General features: G+C 57.1%; 19 protein-coding genes. 9 read left to right on the forward strand and 10 right to left on the reverse strand.

Annotated features, from left to right (window positions below):
- Positions 1-304 precede the first annotated feature (304 nt).
- The 3 genes from JFN90_RS09760 to JFN90_RS09770 all read left to right on the forward strand — a co-directional run bounded on the left by JFN90_RS09760 (position 305) and on the right by JFN90_RS09770 (position 2,900).
- Positions 305-880 (forward strand): ANTAR domain-containing response regulator, encoded by a 576-nt coding sequence (locus tag JFN90_RS09760; RefSeq protein ID WP_199394928.1) that lies wholly within the window; start codon positions 305-307, stop codon positions 878-880.
- A 250-nt stretch (positions 881-1,130) separates the two neighbouring features.
- Positions 1,131-1,970 (forward strand): zinc metalloprotease HtpX, encoded by an 840-nt coding sequence (gene htpX / locus JFN90_RS09765; RefSeq protein ID WP_199394929.1) that lies wholly within the window; start codon positions 1,131-1,133, stop codon positions 1,968-1,970.
- 12 nt (positions 1,971-1,982) lie between these two features.
- A complete protein-coding gene (locus JFN90_RS09770) occupies positions 1,983-2,900 on the forward strand; it encodes a TerC family protein (RefSeq protein ID WP_199394930.1) in 918 nt (305 codons plus the stop codon).
- 75 nt (positions 2,901-2,975) lie between these two features.
- Here the strand turns inward: JFN90_RS09770 and JFN90_RS09775 are convergent, their stop codons facing one another.
- The 4 genes from JFN90_RS09775 to JFN90_RS09790 all read right to left on the reverse strand — a co-directional run bounded on the left by JFN90_RS09775 (position 2,976) and on the right by JFN90_RS09790 (position 6,939).
- On the reverse strand, positions 2,976-4,298 hold the full coding sequence (locus JFN90_RS09775) for a hemolysin family protein (RefSeq protein WP_199394931.1): 1,323 nt from the start codon (positions 4,296-4,298) through the stop codon (positions 2,976-2,978).
- 220 nt (positions 4,299-4,518) lie between these two features.
- Positions 4,519-5,019 (reverse strand): chemotaxis protein CheX, encoded by a 501-nt coding sequence (locus JFN90_RS09780; protein ID WP_199394932.1) that lies wholly within the window; start codon positions 5,017-5,019, stop codon positions 4,519-4,521.
- 121 nt (positions 5,020-5,140) lie between these two features.
- Complete coding sequence (locus JFN90_RS09785) at positions 5,141-6,346, reverse strand: methionine adenosyltransferase (RefSeq protein ID WP_199394933.1); 1,206 nt, start codon at positions 6,344-6,346, stop codon at positions 5,141-5,143.
- A 197-nt stretch (positions 6,347-6,543) separates the two neighbouring features.
- Complete coding sequence (locus JFN90_RS09790; RefSeq protein WP_199394934.1) at positions 6,544-6,939, reverse strand: FxsA family protein; 396 nt, start codon at positions 6,937-6,939, stop codon at positions 6,544-6,546.
- Positions 6,940-7,487: 548 nt separating this feature from the next.
- On the opposite strand from JFN90_RS09790, the gene JFN90_RS09795 reads away from it, so the two are divergent.
- The 6 genes from JFN90_RS09795 to JFN90_RS09820 all read left to right on the forward strand — a co-directional run bounded on the left by JFN90_RS09795 (position 7,488) and on the right by JFN90_RS09820 (position 14,529).
- Positions 7,488-7,847, forward strand: coding sequence for a hypothetical protein (locus JFN90_RS09795; RefSeq protein ID WP_199394935.1), 360 nt, complete (start codon positions 7,488-7,490; stop codon positions 7,845-7,847).
- 127 nt (positions 7,848-7,974) lie between these two features.
- Positions 7,975-8,544, forward strand: a complete 570-nt coding sequence (locus tag JFN90_RS09800; protein WP_328755545.1) for a GSU2403 family nucleotidyltransferase fold protein — start codon at positions 7,975-7,977, stop codon at positions 8,542-8,544.
- Positions 8,545-8,904: 360 nt separating this feature from the next.
- Positions 8,905-9,093 carry a DUF5678 domain-containing protein gene (locus JFN90_RS09805; protein ID WP_199394937.1) on the forward strand — a complete coding sequence of 63 codons (189 nt, stop codon included), beginning with the start codon at positions 8,905-8,907 and terminating at the stop codon, positions 9,091-9,093.
- A gap of 64 nt (positions 9,094-9,157) precedes the next feature.
- On the forward strand, positions 9,158-9,577 hold the full coding sequence (locus JFN90_RS09810) for a pepsin/retropepsin-like aspartic protease family protein (RefSeq protein ID WP_199394938.1): 420 nt from the start codon (positions 9,158-9,160) through the stop codon (positions 9,575-9,577).
- 272 nt (positions 9,578-9,849) lie between these two features.
- Positions 9,850-10,947, forward strand: coding sequence for a WD40/YVTN/BNR-like repeat-containing protein (locus JFN90_RS09815; RefSeq protein WP_199394939.1), 1,098 nt, complete (start codon positions 9,850-9,852; stop codon positions 10,945-10,947).
- Positions 10,948-11,025: 78 nt separating this feature from the next.
- Positions 11,026-14,529, forward strand: a complete 3,504-nt coding sequence (locus tag JFN90_RS09820; protein WP_199394940.1) for an AAA domain-containing protein — start codon at positions 11,026-11,028, stop codon at positions 14,527-14,529.
- A gap of 495 nt (positions 14,530-15,024) precedes the next feature.
- On the opposite strand, the gene JFN90_RS09825 is transcribed toward JFN90_RS09820, so the two are convergent.
- The 6 genes from JFN90_RS09825 to JFN90_RS09850 are packed head-to-tail and all read right to left on the reverse strand — an operon-like array spanning position 15,025 to position 22,931.
- Positions 15,025-17,121, reverse strand: a complete 2,097-nt coding sequence (locus JFN90_RS09825) for an AAA family ATPase (protein WP_199394941.1) — start codon at positions 17,119-17,121, stop codon at positions 15,025-15,027.
- Complete coding sequence (locus JFN90_RS09830) at positions 17,109-17,501, reverse strand: hypothetical protein (protein WP_199394942.1); 393 nt, start codon at positions 17,499-17,501, stop codon at positions 17,109-17,111. The genes JFN90_RS09825 and JFN90_RS09830 overlap by 13 nt, the downstream gene beginning before the upstream one ends.
- A gap of 4 nt (positions 17,502-17,505) precedes the next feature.
- Positions 17,506-17,907, reverse strand: a complete 402-nt coding sequence (locus tag JFN90_RS09835) for a hypothetical protein (protein WP_199394943.1) — start codon at positions 17,905-17,907, stop codon at positions 17,506-17,508.
- A 2-nt stretch (positions 17,908-17,909) separates the two neighbouring features.
- Entirely contained in the window at positions 17,910-20,066 is a 2,157-nt protein-coding gene (locus JFN90_RS09840; protein WP_199394944.1) for a hypothetical protein, read from the reverse strand.
- The gene (locus tag JFN90_RS09845) at positions 20,063-21,631 is read right to left on the reverse strand and encodes a site-specific integrase (protein ID WP_199394945.1); all 1,569 of its coding nucleotides are present in this window, start codon (positions 21,629-21,631) and stop codon (positions 20,063-20,065) included. Before JFN90_RS09845 ends, JFN90_RS09840 begins: the two co-directional genes overlap by 4 nt.
- Positions 21,606-22,931 (reverse strand): site-specific integrase, encoded by a 1,326-nt coding sequence (locus JFN90_RS09850; protein ID WP_199394946.1) that lies wholly within the window; start codon positions 22,929-22,931, stop codon positions 21,606-21,608. The genes JFN90_RS09845 and JFN90_RS09850 overlap by 26 nt, the downstream gene beginning before the upstream one ends.
- Positions 22,932-23,018 lie beyond the last annotated feature (87 nt).

A 23,018-nucleotide genomic window follows, 5' to 3' on the forward strand; every position in this document is an offset into this window, starting at 1 on the left:
GGGGCTGCCTTGATGCCGCTGCGCCCCTTGACACAGGTGCAGCGGTCGCCCCGCCGTTTGCAGGGGCATAGCCACATTATCGGCTCGCTGGCCGGAAACATTAATGAAATAGACCGGAAGCGGGACTTTTATTGTTCGGGGAAAAGCAGTTTGCCCCCCTCCCGCAAGGGGAGGGGGCAGCAGTAGCGTGTTCCTGGAATTCGCCTTTGTCGGGGCAGGCGCCGCATTTTGGAACGCTCTATGCTCTTTAACCGGGTAACCTGCCCGTCAGGGCAGTTCCAATCGTCGTAAGGGGGTTAAATTCATGGGAAAAGCGGTCCTGTACATTCACGACGAGGATCTCCTGGGGAGCCTAAAAAACAGGCTGCGGGAGCGCGGTTTTGCTGAAATAATAGCGTCCGGCAGCTCAAGCGAGCTGCTGAGCGAAGCCATGGCCGACCATCCGGAGGTGGCAGTCGTCGAGTTCCGGGCCGGCGACCAAAACATCGTCGCCACGGTGAAAAAGCTCTGGGACAAGCTCAGCCTGCCGATCGTGATGATCGCCGAGAGCTGCGATCTGGAGGAGGTGCAGACCTGGGGCGAGTCGGTAGTCTCGACCATCCTGGCAAAGCCGGTCCGGGAGGAGGAGCTGGTGGCGGCGCTGGTCCTCTCCATCGCCGCGGCGCGCCGGGTGGAACGGCTCAAGGAAGAAGTCTCATCCCTGAAGGAGAGCATCGAAAGCCGGAAGGTGATCGAAAAGGCCAAGGGGCGGCTCATGGAGCGGGACAAGCTATCCGAGGCTGAGGCCTTCCGCAGGATGCAGCGCCTCGCCATGGACCGCAGAATCTCGATGCGGCAGCTGGCCGACGCCATCCTGCTCACCGAGAGCATCGCGGGGTGATGCTTGGTCCCCCGGCGTGAGTGGGGGCAAAGAAACGGTTGACACCGGTCCCTCCCTTACCTATATTTCATGTTGGTAAAGGGGAGTAGCTATCGGTTGACGCGCAACCGACCCGTGTTCGTCAAGACGGCCGAGAGGCCCGGACATGGGGCATGACAATCCTGTCAGAGCAAGCAAGACCTTTATCCAGTGCAAGCGCCTGGGTAAAGGTCTTTTTATTTGACCAGGCGATCCGACAAGGAGGTAAGTCATGAACAGATTCAAGACTGCAGTCCTGCTCACCACGCTCACGCTGATCATGGTGGCCCTGGGAAGCGCCATCGGCGGCCGGGGCGGCATGTACCTCGCCTTCTTTATGGCCTGCGCCATGAACCTCTTCTCCTACTGGTTCTCGGACAAGATCGTGCTGCGCATGTACGGCGCCCAGGAGATCACCGAGGCGGAAAACCCCGCCTTCTACGGCATGATCCGGAGGCTCGCCGTGCAGGGGGGACTTCCGATGCCACGGGTCTACATCATCCCCTCGGAGAGCCCCAACGCTTTCGCCACCGGCAGAAACCCGGACCACGCCGCGGTGGCGGCGACCGAGGGGATCCTGCGCATCCTCACCCCGGAGGAAATGGAGGGGGTGATGGCGCATGAGCTGAGCCACGTCGCCAACCGGGACATCCTCATTTCCAGCATCGCCGCCACCATCGCGGGCGCCATCTCGCTGCTGGCCAACATGATGCAGTGGGCCGCCATCTTCGGCAGCCGCAGCGACGACGAGGAAGGGGGCGGCTGGGGCGGCCTGGCACTTGTCATCATCGCGCCCATCGCCGCCATGCTGATCCAGCTCGCCGTCTCCAGGAGCCGGGAGTATCAGGCCGACGAAAGCGGCGCGAAACTGTGCGGCAAGCCGCTGTCCCTGGCCAACGCGCTCAGGAAGCTGGACCAGTCTTCCCGGGCCCTGCCCATGTACGAGGCACGGCCGGCGACGGCACACATGTTCATCGTCAACCCGCTCAGCGCGGGGATGCTGATGAAGCTTTTTTCCACGCACCCCCCCATGGAGGAGCGTATCGCCCGCCTGGAGCAGATGGGGCATTAATCGGAGGGAGTTTTGACCAACAGAGAGATGATGTGGATCGCCTTCGCGGGGATCATTACCGTGATGTTCATCCTGGACCTCTTCGTCTTCAACAGGAAGAGTCACGAGATACGGTTCCGCGAGGCGCTGGCCTGGACCGCAGTCTGGGTCGCCCTCGCCATGGCCTTCAACGTCGGCGTCTGGTACGTGATGGGATCCGCCAAGGCGTTGGAATTCCTCACCGGCTACATCATCGAGGAGTCGCTCTCCGTCGACAACCTCTTCGTCTTCATCATGATCTTCTCGTACTTCAAGGTGGCGCGGGCGCATCAGCCCAAGATACTGAAGTGGGGGATCATCGGTGCGCTGGTGATGCGGGGAATTTTCATCGTGGTGGGGATAGAGCTCATCGAGCGTTTCCACTGGATGGTCTACGTCTTCGGTGTGGTGCTGATCTACACCGGTTTCAAGATGGCTTTTGGCGGCGACGAGGAGGTGCACCCGGAGCACAACCCGCTGGTGCGGCTGGTACGGCGCTTCATCCCCATTACCAAGCGATCCTTCGGCGACCGCTTCTTCATCAAGAGGTGCGGCATCTGGGCCGCCACTCCTCTGTTCCTGACCCTGGTCGTGGTCGAGTCGAGCGACGTGATCTTCGCTGTCGATTCCATCCCCGCAGTGCTGGCGGTCACCCACGACCCCTTCATCGTGTACAGCTCCAACGTCTTCGCCATCATGGGGCTGCGCTCGCTGTACTACCTGCTGGCCCACGTCATGGAGATGTTCGCCCACCTGAAGATCGGGGTTTCCGTCATTCTCGCCTTCGTCGGGGGAAAGATGCTGCTGTCGAACCTGGTCGAGATCCCGCTGCTGCTTTCCCTCGGCGTCATCATCGGCTCCCTGACCATCTCCATCCTCACCTCGGTCGTGTTGGGTAAAAGGCATAGGTGAGGCAGAGGCAGATTAAGATCGAGATTGAGTAGAACCGGGAATTGAGACAGAGGTTAAGGTATCCGCTTTGCTGTCTTAATCTTTATCTTTGTCTTGCTCTTCCTGCCTCTTCACAATCTTCACCTGGGTGATGCCGGTGCGGGTTACTTCCTCGCAGGTCAAGAGGTACTCGCCCAACTTGACCTTCTCGCCCTGCTCGGGGAAACGACCGATCCGGTCCAGAATGAGCCCCGCCAGCGTGTCGTAGGGAAGATCCTCACCCAAATCGACCTCCAGGAGATCCTCGAGATCCGAGATGGAAATCAGGGCGTCCACCAGGAAGCTCCCGTCCGCCAGCACCTGCACCCGGCTCGGCTCCCCCTCGTCATGCTCGTCCTCGATCTCCCCTACCAGTTCCTCGAGTAGATCCTCGGTCGTCACGATGCCGCTGATGCTGCCGTACTCGTCCACCACGAACGCCATGTGCACCCGCGTCTTCTGCATCTCCTTCAAGAGCTCGCTCACCTTCTTCCCTTCCGGGACGAAGACCGGCGGACGTACGATGGAACGGATGTCGAAGTCGGGCTCGCGCACCATGCGCCCCAACAGGTCCTTGCCGTGAATGAAGCCGACCGTCTCCTCGATGCTGCCCAGGTACACCGGGTAGCGGGAATACATGTTGTCCAGCACCCCGTTCAGGATTTCCTCGTTGGAGAGGTTCAGGTCGAAGGCGACCACGCGGGTGCGCGGCACCATCACCTCGCGCACCGCGGTGTGGGTGAAATCGAAGAGGTTGTCGATGAAGGTGTGCTCGGTCTCGCTGAAGATGCCGCTTTCATGCCCCTCGGCGACGATGTGCTGCACCTCCTCGCGGGTCATGAATGCCTTCCCTTCGCCCTTCAATCCGAACAGGGCCAGGGTGAACTTGGTGGAATAGCTCAGAAACGACACCAGCACCCCCGCCACCCGGGCCAGGACGGTGATGGTCTTCACCACTCGCAGCGCGACCGGTTCAGCGTACTGCAGCCCCGCGGTCTTCGGAACCAGTTCCCCGAGGATCAGTTGCAGGTACGAAATGGCGCTGACGACGATACCGATGGCGAGCGGTTCGGCTGCGTTGCGGATCATGGCGATGGAGGAAACCTGCAGCACGGGGCGGATGTAGTCCACGGCGATGACGCCGCCCACCGCCGAGGCGGTCGAGCCCACTACGGTGACGCCGATCTGCACGATGGCCAGCAGGCGGTGCGGATCACTTTGCAACGACTCCACCAGCGCGGCCCGTTGGTCACCCATGGCGACCAGTTGGGCTACCCTGCTTTTGCGGATGGAAATGATGGCGAATTCGGCGCAGGAAAAAAATCCGTTCAGCAGAATGAGGACGGCAATGACCAGCAGTTCGACAAAGACGGTGTCCAAGGACCCTCCGGGTTAGTTCATGGCCCGCCCGCAGTCGCGCCGCGGACGTCCCAAATTCAACAGATGCTCATTTTCAACGCTAACCGCGACCTTGTCAACCTTTTGTATTGATTGAACCCGGCGACAACGCACCGGCGGGGTGATCACGAAAGGGGAAAAAACAGAACAGCGGCCACCGCTATGGTGGCCGCTGTCGGTGGAACGACTTACGAGAGAAAGACTACTTGCCGATTTTAAAGGAGAGCAGGAAGCGCTCCTCACCACAGACGAAGGGCATCACCAGCGATTCGGCGCTGGAGATGCTCTCCAGGGCGTAGTCGTTGCCGTAGATGACGGTGGGGATGGAGAGGTTGATGTCGGCGCCCTTGGGGGAGAAGATGTGCTTCACGTCCCCCCCCACCATGTTGGCGATCTCGCCCATGGCGTCGTTGACATCCTCGTCGACCTCGGTGACGTCCATGCCGAGCATATTGGAGGTGACCTGCAGGGCCAGCTTCTTCGGGCAGTGGATGGCCAGGATGCCGGAGTGGCTGCCGGCGAGCCCCACCATGCTGGTCACGGTTTCGTGGAAGGTCAAGACTGGTTCAGCCAGGGGAGGCTCGTCGACCACGTCCAGCATCACCATGGTGGAGAATACCCCCTTGGTGATATCCGCAATGGTTTTCCTGACCTCTTCCTCGGTGGTGTTGGCCTCGCTGAGCACTGCAGCATCAAGCCCCATGTTTCGTCCTCCTCGCGCGCATCGATTAGGTAGCGTAGGCCAGCACCCGGCAAAGCAGAGCAGGCAGATAAAGATGCGTATATTTGCATTCGGCAGAAACGCGCCGTTCTTTAGCCAATTTTTAACAGACCGGAAAATCCCCCCGGGCCAGGGCACTGCAGAACTCGGTGATACCGGTTAGTTGGCGCTGCATGACCTCCCGCACCTCCCCTTCGACCTCGGCCACGCTGCGCCGGGGTTCCATGACGAGCTGTGCGTTGGCCATCTGCGGCCGGTCCACCGGTTCGCCGATCCGGCTCAGCAGCATGACGTAGGCTCCCTGCACCCCCGCCACCGACTTGCAGATCTCCCGCGCCATCCGGTGCGACAGCACGTTGTAGATCTTGCCGACATGGCTCATGGGATTCTTGCCAGCGGCTGCCTCGGTGCCGATCGGGCGCCCGATGGGGATGAGGCCGTTGACGCGGTTGCCTCGCCCGACCTGGCCGGAGTCGGCGTCCTCGGCGGAGGTTCCAAGCAGCGACAGGTAAACTCCGGCAAGGCCGCGCCCGGCCTGATCCAGCGTATTGTAGTGCACCCGGACGCGCTCGAAGCCCCGGCATCCCCTTTCCAGGAAGTGCCGCATCTCCATCTCGACGGCGTGCTTTCTCTCGAAGTAATCGCGCTCGGAGTCGATGCCCCCGGCAAGAAGAGGCATGGCGACGGTGAGGTCGAGTTCGGTCCCGTTGCGAAGCCCCATGACCTTGACGTCCTCGCCGGTCTCGGGGAAGAGGGTCTTGAACCGCCCGCTGTTCAGCTCACGTTCCAGGGTGAGCACGGCGCGCTCGGTCGGGCTCAGGGGATAGTAGCCGACGGCGGCCGAGGTGTCGTTGGCCCCCCTCACCGCTCCGGGGCGGGCGAAGATGTCGGTCAGCTCCAGGGAGCCCGGGGCGAGCTTCAGGCGGTAGCGCACGTGGCGCTCCGGATCCACGTGGCGCAGGTTGCGCGAGATCCATCCCCTGGCGGCGTCGACGGCGATGTCGTGCACCGGGATCTCCTTGCCGCCCAGGGTGAAGGTGGCCCGGTCGCCGATGGTGAGTTCCATCGGCTCGATCACTTCGCCGCCGCCGAAGCGCAGGTCCACGCGACCGGCCGCGAGCAACCCCTTGTCGATATTGTGATGCAGGATGGTGCCGAACTCGGAGAGGTAAGCCTGGGAGAGAGCTACCGAGATGGAGTCCATGATACAGTCGCAGATCTGATCCGGGTGGCCGGTCCCCTTGCGCTCCACCATCTCGACCTGCTGCTGCGTCACCTGCGTGCCGCGAAACTCTTCCACCACCAGCATTGGTCTTCCCCTTTCCGCCCGACGGACGCAGGTGCGGCCGCGCGGACAACCCGAAAATAGTAGCCGAAAAAGGTGGAGGCGCAATCAGAGCGGAGAGTGGGAGGGATGCGGGAAGATGCGGAACAGTCCCCCCTTCCCTCGCGGGAGGGGGTTAGGGGGTGGGGGTAGGTGCCACAGGGGATGTCAGCGTAAAGGGGTCAGAAGTGGCGGCGTACCACGAAGCCGCCGCGGGAGATCTTATTCTGCAGCCACAGGCCCAGCCAGAGCTTGATGAAGCGCCTGGTGAACGGGATCAGAAAGAAGATGCCGAGGAAATCGGTGAAGAAGCCGGGGGTGGTGAGGAGCACGCCGCCGATGAAGATGAGGGCCCCGTCGAGCAACTGCGCGGCGGGAAGCCGCCCCTGGGCGAGCTCGTCGCGGATCTGCGTAAGCACCCGTCCCCCCTGGTGGCGGATCAGCCAGGCGCCCAAAAGGCTCATGAGCAGCAGGATGGCGACCGTGGCCGCGCCGCCGATCACCTGGCCGACCTGGATGATCAGGTAGATCTCGATGGCCGGCACGATCAGTAAAATGAGGAACAGTCTGAAGAACATGGCGCCCCGCTACCGTTTTAGTAGGCAGGTGGTCAGTGTAAAGTGTATGTATAATTGCCGGCCGCACGCCAACAATCCGCGACACCGCCACCGCACCTAACTAGCTGTTTTTATTGGAAATAAAGAAGAGAGACCGGCTTTGCCGCCGGATTTTTGGCGCCTGCAGCCGCGGGCGTCAGGATTTTCGCAGCCGCGCCAGTCGGATCGTCCCAGCAACTTTTTCTTGAAGCGACAACAGGCATGCGTCAGGTGACTGTCCAGACAACGATCCCCTGAAGCAACAACAGGACTGTGTCTAGGCAATGCGACCAACGGACGCAGATACTACATTAATCCCTGGAATCCCACAAGCCGCACTTACGGTAATCATAACACGCTCCCCCCAAAATCCCGAGGAGCCGGCGGCTCAATACCTGCTTGCAGTTATTTCATCTTCGCGATAGACTTTATCCAACAAAACGATTTTATCTTGCCAAATGTAGGATAAGTCATTTATCCTACATCGAGCCTGGCGTCGCAAGGTTTGTTGGATAAACCTGGAGGTAAGTATGCGAAATGGAAAATTCGAAGACGAAGGCATCAAGGGGATGCTACGCGATGAGTTTAACAGATGTCATGAGCTCATAGAACAGATAAAACAAGTGTTAAGCGCCTACCCAAAGGGGTGCCTAGTCGTTAAGCGGATCAAGGTGAGGGGGCGCGTCTACGAATACCTTCACCTCCAGTGGAGAGAGGGAGACAAGGTCGTATCGCGACACGTCAACGTGAAAGAGGTCCCTGACCTAAAGAAGCAATTAGAACAACGTGAAGCATACCGGAATAACTGCGTCGTCCTTGAAAAGCGGCTTAAGTATCTAGCTCCACTAATAGGAGAAAAAAAGTCTTCTCGGAAATGTTGCCACGTATAATTTTTTTAATCAGACAGGACAAAAGGAGCGTATTGAATGGAATTGAAGGCAGACCCAGCAATATTTCCGGATGACGTAAGACAATTATTGCAAGATTTATCCAGGGTAAGTTTTTTTCGAAGACGGCATCCTGTGCGGATCTTGGGTGATGGTGGTTTATCGGTCTTTTCACAGACTGGCTTACACCCTCAGAACAGATGACATAGATTTCGCCGTCGAAGTTGCAAGAAACTGCGAAACGGACATCCCTGAAATCCTGAGAAAACTGGAATACCTTCCACTCATGGACCTTGATGGGCTTGAGAAGTTCATTAAAGGGACCTTCTCGATTGAATTCCTTGTTCACCGTCAAGGTGGCAAGGACGCCCCCTACGTTCCGGTGAAGAAAATGAAGATTCGTGCACTCCCCCTGCCATTCATGTCGATGTTATACCTTGACCCGATCACGGTGGATCTTCAAGGTTTCAGCATCCGCATTCCGGGGGTGGAAACCCTCTTCCTACACAAACTCATTGTCGCACAACGGCGCATAAAAGAGTCGAAGAAGCTCAAAGATCTCGATCAATGTAAATCCCTGATACCGGTGATCGACGCCCAAAAGCTCGCTGCAATAGCCAGCACCCAACAATTCAGTAAAAATACCAAGGCCGCCATCCTTAAATCCGTAGAAGCGATAGGCTATTCTGCATTTCTGTAACAAATATTAATGCTACGCAATATGCACGAAACTGCAGGCGGATGAGAAGTGGTCGTGTCGACTGAGCCAAAATCGCAACTTTCGAAGAGTTGTTGCGATTCAGTATCGGCCCCATGACCAATTCAAAAAGACAATGCCGCCCCCAGAATCACTGGAGAGCGGCATTGTCAGCTCGCTTAAAGATAGCGTCAAAGAATTCCACCTCGTTATCCTCGAGATACCTTCTCAGCGCATAACTGCAAAGATCTGCTACCTGCACCATGCGTCACGGTGCCATCTCACCGGGTCTCTACCTGACATCGTAACATCTTGGCACGAGAATAGAAGGTTCCTACCAGTACTGATGAACTGGGAGGAAGCATGACGGAAAAAATAGATCCATTTACAATTAAGGTGCAGGAGAAGCATGCAGGCAAGTATGTGGCCTTAAAATCCTTTCTTGAACCAATTATTGTTGCATACGGGAAGAACCCGCATCGCGTGTTGGCAGCCGCGAAGAAGAAAGGATATGACAAGGCCGTACTTCTCTTTAACGGTCCTTGGCGATAAAAGTGCTGTTGCAGGAGGTGTTCTTTACATGGTAATCTTCCCGACATTTTTGCAGGAGGACGAGATGATCGTTACGGATTACCCCTTCACTGAGATCGATGGCAACCATTACCCGCTGCTCCCCTTGATAATAACCAACCCAGTAACCGGGAAGTCGCATCCTTTATACGGCTATATCGACACAGGCGCAGATTATTGCTCTGTGACAGGCGAAGTAGCACAAATAATCGGTATCGATCTAAAGGCGTGTAAAGGGAAACCACAACAGACAGCGAGCACAGACGCGATTGCATACGAACATCCGTTACAAGTTGATGTAATTGAAATGACTCCGGGTACGCCAGTACTGTACACCACAACGGAACCGGCCTTTATTATGCCTGGTTCAAAGATCGGTCTTCTTGGACGCAAGGGCTTCCTCGAAAACTTTGTTCTAACTATTGATTTTCGAAGAAGAGTTTTTTCCCTTTCTCCATCCTCGTGAGCCCACAATGATCGAATCAAGCTCTGTTTGCAATCCTTGACTGACCACAGGCGGCTCCAACTCGGAACCGCCTGTTTTTCGCAATAGCAATCACAACTTTCTGGAGGTTGTTGCGATTGCCACAGTCGTGATTCAACCAACCTCGCCCACCCGCCACAATCGACGTCACCTAGTCACAGCACAAGTTGAGTCAGTCTCAGAAAGACCATGTTGAAGTCACCGCTCACAGTGATACACTTGGCAGGTTTGTCCATTGCGAAAAGGAGGGTATCATGCTGAAATTAATGAAAGGAATTGGCGTGAAGGCGTTGATCATTCTTTCACTGGTACAGTTATCCACTCCAGCTTTGGCTAGTGCCAGCCCAGAACAGTCTAGCGACTTCCTTAGTGGAGCGGTATTACGAGCAGTCGGCGTTGACCCGACAGATCCCAAGACGGTCTATGCAGGCACATCTGTTGGGGTTTTCAAATCAATTGATGGCGGCAAATCGTGGCGCAACACCTGGGACGCGGCAAGCAACGGGCTGATCAACATAATGGGACTTTCGTTCGCGATCCCTCCGAGCGCCCCGCAGACGATTTACGTCGGGACAAATGGCAGCGGCATATTCAAATCCACTAACGGTGGCGACTCGTGGAGCAAGGTGAATCAGGGGCTGACCAACACCTACATAAGGGCGCTCGTCGCAGATCCAGAGACAGCACAGACCCTTTACGCCGGAACGAACGGCCAGGGCATCTTCAAGTCGACAGATGGCGGTGGGACCTGGAGTCCAGTCAACAGTGGGCTCCCTGGCTCCAGCATCATAGTCACCTCCCTCGTCATTGACCCATCTGCTCCACAGATTGTTTACGCGGCCACCGGGACAAATGGCAGCGGAATCTTCAAAACAACCGATGGCGGCAACTCGTGGAACGGCGTCAACACCGGGTTATCAACGACCACGATTACCACTGGCATACAATGTCTGGCCATCGCTCCATCTACCCCCCAAACCATTTACGCCGGCACTTGGGGCGGCGGTGTCTTCAAAACAGGTAACGGCGCTGGGGACTGGACTGAAGCCAATACGGGACTACCCGCAGCGTACGTTGCGACCATAGCTATTGATCCAGCCGATCCACAGGTTGTCTATACGGCAACTACCGACGCCGGTATTTTCAAGTCCGAAGATGGAGGCATGACCTGGTTTTCAACTAACGATGGTATCCCCACGACGTACACAGTGACCATAGCCATCGACCCGGTAAAAAGGCGCATTCTCTTTGCGGGCACCGATCACGACGGGATATACAAATCCACCAAATCTGGACGTTACTGGGTTCCCGCAAACGGAGTTGACAAAAAGGAAGAGGTGGACTCTGACTGAAACAATGGAGGTGACCACGACCTGTTTTTGCTATCTTTACAGGCTTCATTGTAGTCAAAACATCTAATAGAGCCCCCCATGGCTATTCGCCCATATCTGCAAAAATCCATAGTCGAACTTGAAGCTCTCGCGACTGAAGCCGCAGACCGTGAGTTACTCCAAGTCCTGCATGCCGAACTCGAGCACCGTGTGACCCCTCGAGCCGTCAGGTTAAGGGATCGAGTCAAAGAGCAACTGAAGTCGGCAAAAAGCGCTCAGCCTCCCCTTCCAGGTATTACCACGCCCACCCAACAGCCAACAAAGGTAAGAGCCAACCAACAGCGAAATCTGTTCGAATCCACACCATCGCCAAAAAGCCGCAGCCAAAGGGACCCGGCCCATGAAGCGTCGGGGGATGGTTCTCAGCAACAAGCTAACCATACCTCAGCAAAGAAGGGAGTCATACGAGCTTGCGGAAACATACCGGGGGTACCGAGCCCACGTACCTTCAACCTGGACAAGACACTAAAACTAAACGTTGCCAAGGATGCCTCCAACGCCGTTATCTACGAAGCCGCTCTCAAGGAGCTGGTTAAGGAAATGAAACGCGATGGTGCCGCTGCAAGACAAGTCCTGCTTCGCGATGGTCAGAGCGTTGACCTCGGCGCCCAGGACTTCGGTTACCAGTTCCGCTATGAGGACGAAGCCGACCTGTTTGAAGGAGCCGCCGTCACGGCAAGTGTCGACGGTGTTCAGGCGGAAGGCAAGATCGCCGCCATAATGGGGGAGACTCTACTCATAGCATTGTCCGCAAATTTTGGGCCTCACATCGACACCTGTCTTCTTAAGGTAGATAACACCGCGATGCTGGAAGCCCTGCGAGCGCGCCTTGAAAAAATCGGACAGGGTGCGACAACCGGATTCAACCACAAGTTGGCGGACGCCGTCGTTGCCAATATAGGAGAGATGGTACAGCCAGATCCTCTCCCGAAGAATACGCAGGGGCTAAATAAGCTGCAGCAACAGGCAGTGACAGGGATGTTGGCAAATGAGATCTACTACCTATGGGGCCCTCCAGGCACTGGTAAAACCGAGACGTTGAGCGCGCTCGCATTGGAGCTCATCGATCAAGAGAAGAGGTTGCTGGTGTGCTCAAACACCAACCAGGCTGTTGACCAGATACTTCTGAAGCTCTGTAAGCGCTTTGATGGCCAAAGCTCGCTAGTCAGTGATGGGGGCATAATCAGAGTCGGAACGATCGCCCACAACGAACTGGGGAGAGACTGGGCGGACAAAATAACCGTGGATGGGATAGTTGAGCGGCGGAGTGTTGAACTGCGGGACCGAAAAATGGTACTCGAACCCCAGTTGGACGCAATCAATAAGGCGGCAGCACGTGCGTCGGAAGTGGTTTCGCTTTTCAACCAGTTGGACAAGGTTGCAGCCGAAGCCGATAAACAGGCCGAACTGTTCCAAAATGCCGTGAAGGTGTACAAGACGGCCGAGGAAAACAAGCAACGGCTACTGATGCGTAAACAGGAGCTGGAACTGGAGCGGACCGCGGTCGTCAGTGCAGGCACACTTCGTCGCTTGGTCATGCGGTCACTGGAAAAGATTGATGAAGATCTGATCAAGGCGAACAGAGACTTAGCGCGCGCAGAAAGTCTCTTGCCTGCCGCACGCGATCAACGAGAGCATGCCCAACAACACACTGCTGCCGCAGCCGAGGCCGCTGACACGCTCCGGCGCTCCATGGCACCGTATGACCGCTCAATTGCAGAAAAAGTGCTCGATGAGTTCGATGCCAAGCGCCGCCCCATACTCGATGAGCTCTCGGAAATCGAGGCACAGCTGAATGATATCCGGAAGACCGTGCTTGACGGAGCGCACATCATCGGGGCTACAGTGACCAAGGCTTACTTGAGCAGTCAAATGTTCAGCGCTTTCGATGTGGTGGTCGTTGACGAGGCTTCAATGGTCATGCTGCCAGCCCTGTATCATGCCTGTGGAATGGCAAAGGAAAAGGTTGTCATTTCAGGGGACTCGAAGCAGTTAGCGCCGATAGTCCTGACGAAGCAGCAAGCGATCTTCGACAGCATCGGCAAAAGTGTGTTCGAAACGGCCGGGATAGGTTTGGGCAGGAAATACGTGGCAAAGCGAGTCACCATGCTGCAAGAGCAGTACAGAATGGAGGATCCCATCTGCCAGCTGATCACCCGCATGTACGACAACCAGCTAAGAACCAGCAAAACCCGCAAGGAAAATCTACCAATACCCGCACCGTTTAACGCAACACTCACCATTATCGACACATCGTCCGTAGGGCCTTTTGCCAACCGCGATAGTTCCAAATCCCGATACAACGTAATGAACGCCCTGGCCATTCGCAACCTCTGTCGCCATTTTGCAGATAAGGGTTGCTTGACCACAAATCGAGACATCGGCGTGGCCACACCGTATACCGCTCAAGCAAAGCTGCTAAGACAGGCGCTAGCGGAGTTCGGTAACAACCTGCAAGCAGGAACGGTGCATCGTTACCAAGGGGACGAGAAAACCGTGATGGTCCTAGATATTCCGGATAGCGGCGAACACCGCGCGGGATACTTTCTAGAGGGAACCACGCCCGACCATCCAGGCTCCCTGCTTTTCAATGTTGGCCTCAGCCGTGCCAAGGAGCACCTGATCGTCTGTGCCAACCTTAGTTACTTGGACAGCAAGCTGCCCGGCACCGCCTTCCTGAGAGAGATCCTTTTCCAGATGCAGCGCAAAGGGGCGGTGGTCGACGTTCGCGATGTTCTCGCCCTCTATCCGGTCGTCGATGATCTCCGCAAGTTAGGAAAGCAGTTTGATCTTTCGGCCGAGGCTGAACAAACCGGACTTTTTAACGAGAGGGAATTCGACCAGGTGATTCTGGCCGACCTCGAACAGGCGCAGCACAGTATAGCTATCTACTCAGGATTTATCACGCCGCAAAGGGTAGCCGGCTACGCAGTCACCTTCCGCCGCAAGCTTGGTGAAGGAGTTCGGATCCGCTGTGTCACCCGCTCCCCCAGAAAGAACGGCTCCATCGCTCCTGAAGACGGCAAGGCTGCACTAGACGGGCTGGAGCAGATGGGTTGCATCGTTGACACACGCGGGGACATCCACGAAAAAGCGGTGCTGATCGACGAGAAGGTGATCTGGTTCGGATCTCTGAATCCGCTTTCGTACTCGATGGGGACCAGTGAAATGATGGTGCGGGTAGAGAGCGAGACAATGACGCTCGCTTTCGCAGCGCTGTTGGCACTAGAGCGCGGTGCCAAAGCGGAAAAGATGAAAGGAGCGACAACGAAGGCCGAAAACCCTCGCTGCGAAGGGTGCGGCGCGCGTTGTGCCTGGATGAAAGGAAAGTACGGGCCTTACTGGGAGTGCGAGAACTGCGGATGGAAGCAAAATCACGGTGCTGCACGAAGAGGTGCGGGGCAGAGGCAGACCGTACCGCCACACGGGGAGGATCGCACCTGCAGCAAGTGCGGCCGGCCAATGAAGCTCAGGAACGGGCGCTTTGGCAATTTCTACGGGTGTACGGGGTATCCTGACTGCAATCACCGGGAAAAACCGTGAAGCTCACTGCAGACCGACAAGGTCTTGATCAAACTTCTCGCGGATAGTTTTTCCAATACGCGGCACCGCAACTGGTGGAGTAGGGGTGATTGACATCCCAAAAGCTGTAAATTTCCTGCAGCAAAAGATATTGATTTTAATGCACTGAGCCTGCAGGAGATGAATATGAAATTGCCCAATGTAAGATCAAAAAGAACACTAGTTGGCACATATTTCGTCTTTGTACTTGTTGTTTCAGTCTTGTACCTGATAGTTCCCCGCAACAGCATCGATAATTACTCAAGGATTGATGACATTATCACCTTGCTCGTAGCAACAGGGAGCGTCGTTTCTCTTCTTATCACGTTGAGACATGATCAGGGCGATCTAAGCCTTTAGTCTATCCCACTGGTCGGTATTTCGCAGGTACCGTTCTTCTGCTGCAACAAACAGGTAGTATTCTTCTAGGATTGTCATGGTCTTCTCCTACTCCGAAACCCTGCAAGATGTTGACAGTCATCGGGCCGTTGCCTTCTCAAGCGCCAATGCTAGGCCTGTCCTGCGAATGCTCGAACTTGGTGGCTCGGTCACCGCCTTATGAAGCGCCGACCGCGCGCCCAGCAGTACCACCTGCTCCCGAGCCCTGGTGATAGCGGTGTACACCATGGTACGGTCCAGAAGCTTATTATTGAAAATGGGTATGATGACACGCTTGAACTGGCTACCCTGGCTTTTATGGACCGTTATTGCGTAGGCATGCTCCATCCGCGACAGATCCGTATGGGACACCTCCAGCCCATCCCAGTTGACAACGAGCGGGCCGTCAGCGCGAACCACAATGCCCAACGAGCCGTTCATCAGCCCCAGGTCATAGTCGTTCTGCGTCCAGATCACCGGCTCTCCGACCGCGAATCCCCCTGCCCCTGCTGGTACACCGGCGGCCATGACTTGATGGAATGCCCTGTTGATGGCATGAGTCCCCGCCGGGCCCGCCTTGACCGGCGACAATATCCGGACCTCGTCGATCCCACCCAAGTCCCGGTACAGATCGCACAACAGATCCTGGACCGACTCTGGCGTACAGTCGATGAACTGCAGCCCGGCGCACCTGCCAGCATAAGCCGAAAATCCCGGCACCACACCGGCACGAAGCGCAGCTGCCGCCTGCGGGATGCCGGTCGCCGCGGACTGACGGTGCACCTGGGTCAGTTCGACTTTTGGCAGCGCCGACTCTACTAAGGTGTGGAAGACGATCCCAAAGGAAATCGGGGGCAGTTGTCCCGGGTCGCCGAGAAGAAGCAAGCGACACCCCGGCTCCAGATGCCTGAGCAAGCGGTAGCTGATGGGGAGATCGAGCATGCTCGCCTCATCCACGGCAATCACCGGCTCGTCTTCCAGGACGATCTCCCGCTGGCGGACACGGTGCAGGAAAGAAGCGATGGTCAAGGCAGGGTGGCCCGTCGCCTCCTCCATGCGGCGCGCTGCGCGCCCCGAGAGCGCCAGAAGGTAGACCTTCCTCGCGAGCCGCTCCGACGCCGTGCAGAAGGCCTTCAGCACCCAGGTCTTGCCCACCCCAGCCCCGCCACAGACGATACAGATCGGCTCCCTGAGAGCCATCGAAAGGGCGTCCTGCTGGGCCTTGTTCAACCTTAACCCATTCGTTTCGTGGAATGCTGCGAGAAAGGAGGAAAGAAACGTCCTGTCCGCAGCAAAACGTAACGACAGCTGCGATGCTTGAAACTCTCCAGCAGCCATTTTAGCGACCATGTCTGCGATGTACCGCTCCATGGAGGCGGGACCTATCCCCTGGAAACCACCTGCCACCGGCAGCACAGCATTGTCGGCCATGGCAAGCTCTACCGCCCGGGCCGCCGCCTGCCTTTTCAAGCCCCCGATTTGAACCGCAGACTTTAGAAAGTCCGCCTCAGACTCCCAGGTATGCTTGTTCCTCAGCATCTTCATGACCGCGGTATCGACAACCGCCACCAGCCTCCGGGGATCGTCCGCGGCGACGCCCATCGATCGGGCGATGCGGTCCGCCACTTCCCAACCGCAAAAAGCCAGCAGCCGGTAAGGATTATCTTCCAGTTTGGCGACCGCCTGGCCTTGGTAGATATCCGCAATCTTCTCGGCTACTGACACCGGGGCGCCATGCCGGTCCAGCCAGCGATAGGTATCCGACTCCAGAGCTAGCGTCTGCCACCCCGAAACTAGGATCCTGGCCAGCAGCTTCGAGTGCAGGGGGACTTCGAAGAGCGCGGGATCGCCCTTATCGAGCATGGCATAGATGTCCTCACCGAACCGCCGCCAGAGCTGATCAGCCGTCTTAGGTCCGATACCTGGGAATACGGTGGACTTGGCAAGACAAGCTGTGATCAGCCTGCCGCTGGGGCGCTCCAGTACCGCCTTGCGGGTAACCACCTGTCTGCCGTACACCGGATGGGTCTGCACGACCCCGGACACTGACCAGACCTCGCCCACCACCGGGGGGCGCGGCATTACATCCCGACTCGCCACCAGCCTGTGCACGCTACCGTCTGCACAGGCCCCGGTAAAGATGGCGCCGGTGGAAGTACCGGCGAAGGCGACGTTCTGCACCACTATCGTTGCCACGGGATCACCCGGCCGCCGGCCTCGAGTATCTGCTCGACGTGCTGGAGCTTCTTGAGCATCCGTTTAAGCTCGAAATTTTCTGCCATCTCCTTGTCGGCTCGGGTTTCGAGTTCGCGAATCCGCCTCTCCTGCCGGGCCCTTTCCTCATCGTAGCGGCTCTGCAGCTCTCCCCCCTTGCTTGCCACCGCAAGAGCCAGCAGCCTCTGGCACTCCGGGTTGTTATCCAGCGGCTGCCGATCGGCCAGACCCGCGAGCCTGGCGATCTCCGACTTGTTGGGCTTCCCCCCGTGCATAGGGATGGCATCCACCTGATCGAGCCACAGCTTCAGCTTGGCTACGTTTTCCTCGCCAACCATCTTGCCGTTACACCCTTTACGCATGACGTCACTCCCTAGTGGCTCGACGTTCGACCCTGGTGAGCGGCTTGTTCAGCTTCGTTTCGTCGAGTCCATGCCTGCGGGCATTTTCCGTCCACAAAACAAACCGCTCACGATTCTGCGCATCCACCGTCTTCAAAAGCTGTATCTCCTCCTGAAGGCGCTCGATTCGGGCCTCAAGCACCCGAACCTCCGCCGATTTCCTGCCCACCACCTTCGCCGGCTCCCTTTGCGTCGCCTGAGTAAAGGCAGCCCTGATGACATCTTTGCATTCGAGCGACTGGCGACTGTACCTGTATCCCGTAACTTCTTCCCCGAGATCGATGACATCGTTCCAGCGTATCGCTCCTCGGAAACTCGTTATGAGCTGGGCAATGGACTGGCATTGATCGACACGGAGGTGTTTCATGGCTAACAACCGGATTTGATCTCGCCGCCCGGCAGCGCCGAGAGCTTCGGCGTGAGAGCGTCGGCAAGGGCAAGGGTCTCAGCCTCCCCGAGCAGCGTCGCCCTGTCAGTGACAGCGTTACGGAAGGCAGAATACTGGAACGGGTTCGTCAGCATGATCAGCGACCCTACCGGCAGGGTCTCGTCGTCCAACAACTCCAAGAGCCCCGTGAGCCGCTTCGCTGTCAGTGCCTGATGTTCGTACCAGTGCTCGGCCTTCAGATACCCCTCCCCTACCGCCTCTTGCGCAAGCCTTAACTGCTCCTGGACGATCTGGTGACACTGGCGAATCCTGGCGGTCTTCTCCGGCTCCCCCTTGATACATGCGTGTTCCATGCAGTTCAGGCAATCAGCGTGCAGGGAGCAGGGAAGCAAGGCGAAGTCATGAAAACAGATGCCGAATTCGGTGACATGAACCGGCGGCTTGTTCTCAAGCGCCATGAATTCCTCCCGCGTTATCGGGAGTCTCTCAAAACTGCTGGCCAGCGACGGCCCCAGATCGGTCTCCTGAGACGTCATCCCGACTGCATCCATGATCTCTTCCGTAGTGTTGTGCAAGTAGGCCAGCCCCTGACGATTAACACTCCCCCCTTTGCGGCCGGCACCGACCACCCGTCCGGACCAGATATCCCGTTCCAGGTCCGATAAGCCGCCCCTTTGACAGATGGTATTCAGCCAATGGCGCAACTGGCGTGTGGTCATCCTCATCACGCTCCCATCGGGGTTTCTGAAGCCGAAGCGGAGAAAGATATTGTTGTCGGGCCTCTCCCCTCCCAACTGCGTGCCTATGGCGGAGATATCCAGCGCCATGAACATGGTTGGCATGAAGCCATGACTGCCATCGAAGAAGGCCTTGGGCACCACGAACAGCGCCTCGCTGTACCTGATCTGGTTTTCCCGGTCGAGCCAGGGAAAGCCAGGGGGGAGCATGCTGATGATTTTCTTCTCTACCTCGGCAAAGGAGTAAAGATTGATCTCTTTATGGGACTGGGAGCGAGAACCGTCCTTGCGCCTTCTATTGGGTATCAAGACCGTGCTCTTGAAGATGGTCAGGCCGTAGTGCTTCGCCTGCCTGGGTGCATTGTACCCATCGCGCCAGCCAAAAATCCGGGCCAACTCGTCGCCGGTCAGCAGCTCTTTTTGCCGCAGGTGCTCCACATCCGGAGGGAGGAACAGCTGGTTCGGGTGCTCTTCATACCACCGCGCCAACGTCCTTCCCAGCTCGGTGTAACGCCGTGCCCGCTCCAGGGCCTTCACCACCACAGGCTCCATCACCTTTACCAAGTGCTTCAGCCCTTTGGGACCGCCCTTGGCCGGATACCAGCGCAGAGCGAGATCCTTGGTGCCATCGTCATTGGGGAGCCACACCTCACAGTCGTTCGGAATGGTAACAGCCTCCGAGATCCGGCCGGGAGCGGCAGACAAAAGCGCAAGCGCTGCAGTGATAACCTGGTCCCGCGGTTCTTCAGCCATATCGAAGATAGCCCCCAGCGCCTCAAGTACTTCCCGGGAAGGGAGCTTTTCCGCCCTGCGGCGGTCGTGCTCCTCGCCAAGCAAAGTACCTATCTGTGGCGGAGGAAGCGGTGACTTCCAGTCAAAAGGCTTGCTGACCAGCCCCTTGGCCACCAGGAAAGCAATGATCTTCTCCAGGCGCCAGCCGAACTGATACCTCGAGGCCACCGATGAGTAGTGCTCATCGATGATTTCCACGGCTCGAGCCGCAACCACCTCATCAGTGAGATAAACCCGCGGCACGCCATCTCTGCTGCAATCGGCCAAGGCTGCCTCCAGAATGCGCGCCCCAGAAAGCGTGCCCGTGAAGTTCTTTTCGCCGCTGAACGTCATTTCGTGCCGAAGGTACGCCTTGGCAAAGTCCACATATTCAGGATGCATCGGAATTGCGCGATGTCGCGCTGATCCGAGCGAGGAAAAAACCATCCCCAGCCGCTTGCCGTAGTGCCCCTTGCGGCGGTGTTGCGAAGCAACTTCCCAACGCACGCTGTTCCAGTCAAGGTCCGATCCGTAGAGATCGAGCCTGTTTTTACAGTATTCAATAAAGAGTTCGACCTCTCTTTGGGCTTTGATGCCCTGACAAGGTGTAAAAGGCAGCACTGGACTCATCGTGGGAGCTCCTTTGGCGCATTCTTCCGGCCCTGAAGCATCGAACAGCGAAGGACAACATCCGCAACCTTTTTGATAACTTCATCATTCACCGAGGCATACGTTTCGTCTCCCGTAGCGGCAAGTTTTTGTTGTCGCTCCTGCACGAGCCAAGCTAGCAACTCGGCATGCGGAGCATCAGCCCAAGGCTGAAACTTGCGACAGCTATAGCAGGGGAGCGGCACGAAGCCGCCACAAAAACCGCTTTTGCCGCAGGTACCCACGGCCCGTCCTTTGAGCGAGCCATCGAAGCTTCGGATCCTGCTTGACGGATCATCGCCACGGAACGCATCCGCTTCCGACTGGACAATCGTTCCTAGAAAATACTTGGAGAACGGCTCCACCAGTGGCATTACTTTTTCATTGATCACATGACGCAGCTTGCCGGTAGCCTCGATATACACCCTCGACGAAACCATCGAGGTTTGCCCCAAGGCCTCAGCGATTTCCCGTTCGCGCTTGCCACTTTCAGCCATGCGCGTTCCCAAGGTGATCCTAAAACGCCTGGGATTTACGTGGAGGACTGTTCCCTGTAATCCCCTACGGTTGCAGATGATGGGCACACCTGCGTTAAAGCAGCGCTCGATTTGTTCCGAGATTTCACTGGAAGAGACGCAGTACCCCCTGCTTGCGTCCTTGCCTGGGAAGAAGGGAAGTTCTTGCAGATCAAGCCCGGCAGCGATCTCCTTCGCAAAACGCTTCTGGACCATCGGCACCAGCCCGGACAGCATCTGCCCGAACTCCTCGCTGAGCTTTCGAACATTCAAGTGAGTGCGGCGGCCGCCGCTGCGGCGTTTGGCCGCTGGTATCCTCAGGGTGTAGCAATCGATCCCGTAGCTGTCTTTCTCGACGCTGAAGTCCTTGATGCGCAGGGCCGCGAATGATACCGGCCGCGGTCCGAACACCACGAACAAGAACCCAAGAGCTAGGTCGAAGAGATCTATCTGGCCGGCTGCGAAGGTGTCGAGGAGATACTGAATGATGGCATGATACTCTTCATCGTTGAACGGTCCCTTGACCGGGTGGTGGGTGCGAACTGCGACACCGGAATCGTTCTTCTTCAGCTTCAGCTTGCGCAGCATTTCGGGAACATCGGGATCTATGCCGGGATACCCTAGTTGCACCCAGTCCTCCACCCTGGCGCGGATCGCGTGTAAGAGATATTCGTGATCCCTGTCCAAGGTAGCCCGATAACTTATCACGCCGTCTACCGTGATCGTGGCAACAGGCCCGCCGGCAAGGAGGCTGCAGTGCTTGGCCAGCTTGAGAAAGCGCTCTAGGAAGTTGTTGCACGCGTCAAGAGACTGGAAGCGCAGCAAATAAACCAGGTAGGCCTTCAGCGACTGCACCAGTTCAGAGTGGCAACAGGAGCGACAGCGCTCGAAGGTCAAGGTCCTGGACACCCCGCCATCATAGAGGCGCCACACATCATCGCCTGGGCAGAATTGCTGTTTTTCCTTGGTCCAGGAAGTCTGTGGCAGCTTGACTCCCTTACCCTGCTTAGATGCGGTCCGAAGTGATTTCATTGATCAGCCTCGCCAGATTCCCGCCGGCAGCCTCTTCCTGGCAGATCAGTAGATACTGGTCAGCAGCTGCCTGGGCGGTGCGTTTGGTATAAACAGCCGCCATCTCGCTGGTATGCACCCATCCCATAATGTCGCAACGGATCTTCTTTTCCCGTTCAGCATCGATCCCCTTCAAATCACACAGGTCACTGAAACGGTCATTCCAGGTGAAACGGCAGATATGGCAGTTGAAATCGACAGGAATACCTGGCACTTTTCTGCGCAGTTCGGCAAAAATCAGGTTAAGAGAGCTAAGGGAGAGCGGCGCTCCATCTTGACTTGAAACTACCAGAAAGTCGTGTTTCCTCGCCCCCTTGAACTTGCTACGCTCGGAGACGATATAGTCATGCAGCACGTTTGCGGTGGCATCGTTCATCCGCAGCGACCGCGCCAAGGTTTTCACGTTGGGCTCATACAGCCTGGGGTCATCCGGGTTGTCGGGCAGTCGCCGTATGCTGATCTTGTTCTCCCTGAAGTCGATATCGTCGATACGGATGTTCAGCAACTCCCCCCTGCGGATGCCGAGATTGAGCAGTACCTTTACGATCATGCTGTTGCGCAACTGGTTCTTTTTGCTCCAGGGGTTGGCAGGGTGGCCCGGCTCTATGACTTCGCGCACCAGGCTTTCTACTTGATAGGTAAGACCCAGGCGCTGGTATTCCGCAAACTGGTAGCCCGTGTGAGCTTCAGGAATCCGCCTGCCTATGGCACAGAGCAAGTCTGCGAGCTCATGCTCCAGTGCGATCTGGCGTTCCGAATCCATAGCAGCCCTCACCGCCTGTTTGCCTAGAAACTTCAGATACTTAGCCACATAAACGAGCTTCCCGGCCACAGTCCCGGGCTTTAACAGAGAAGCGGCCGTCGCCTTTGCCGCCCTGCGTATGTCGCGGTAGCTGTCCAGTTGGCAGACCTTGCTCCTCGCCGCGAGAGCGATCGCCCACTTACCATCGAGCTGCTGCTGCAGACTTTTACAGCTGTGCCACAGAGTCTCCACAAGCCCTTCTGCCTCTTCCAACTCCAGGAACTGCCCGCTTAGCATGCGTTCGACCAGATCGACGCCAGTCAGCAATTCCCAGTAACGGAGATCCTTGACGGCGCAGGCGGCATTGAAAAGCGTCTTGCCCTGCTTGTGCTCCACCCGGAGAGTACTGGTAAGGAAGATGTTGGGATAGTATTCCGGCATCCCTGTCGCAGTCACCACAACAGGGAACCGCTCACCGGTGACGAACTTGGTCAGTTTGACCTTAAGCAACTCACTCATGACACACACCTCCACACAGCTTTAGGAAAGCCAGGAGCGCTAGAAGAGAGAAGTTGTGCCAGATTTGTTCAGAAAGTCAGCTATAAG

The organism is Geomonas propionica (assembly GCF_016458235.1).
Taxonomy (GTDB): Bacteria; Desulfobacterota; Desulfuromonadia; order Geobacterales; family Geobacteraceae; genus Geomonas; species Geomonas propionica.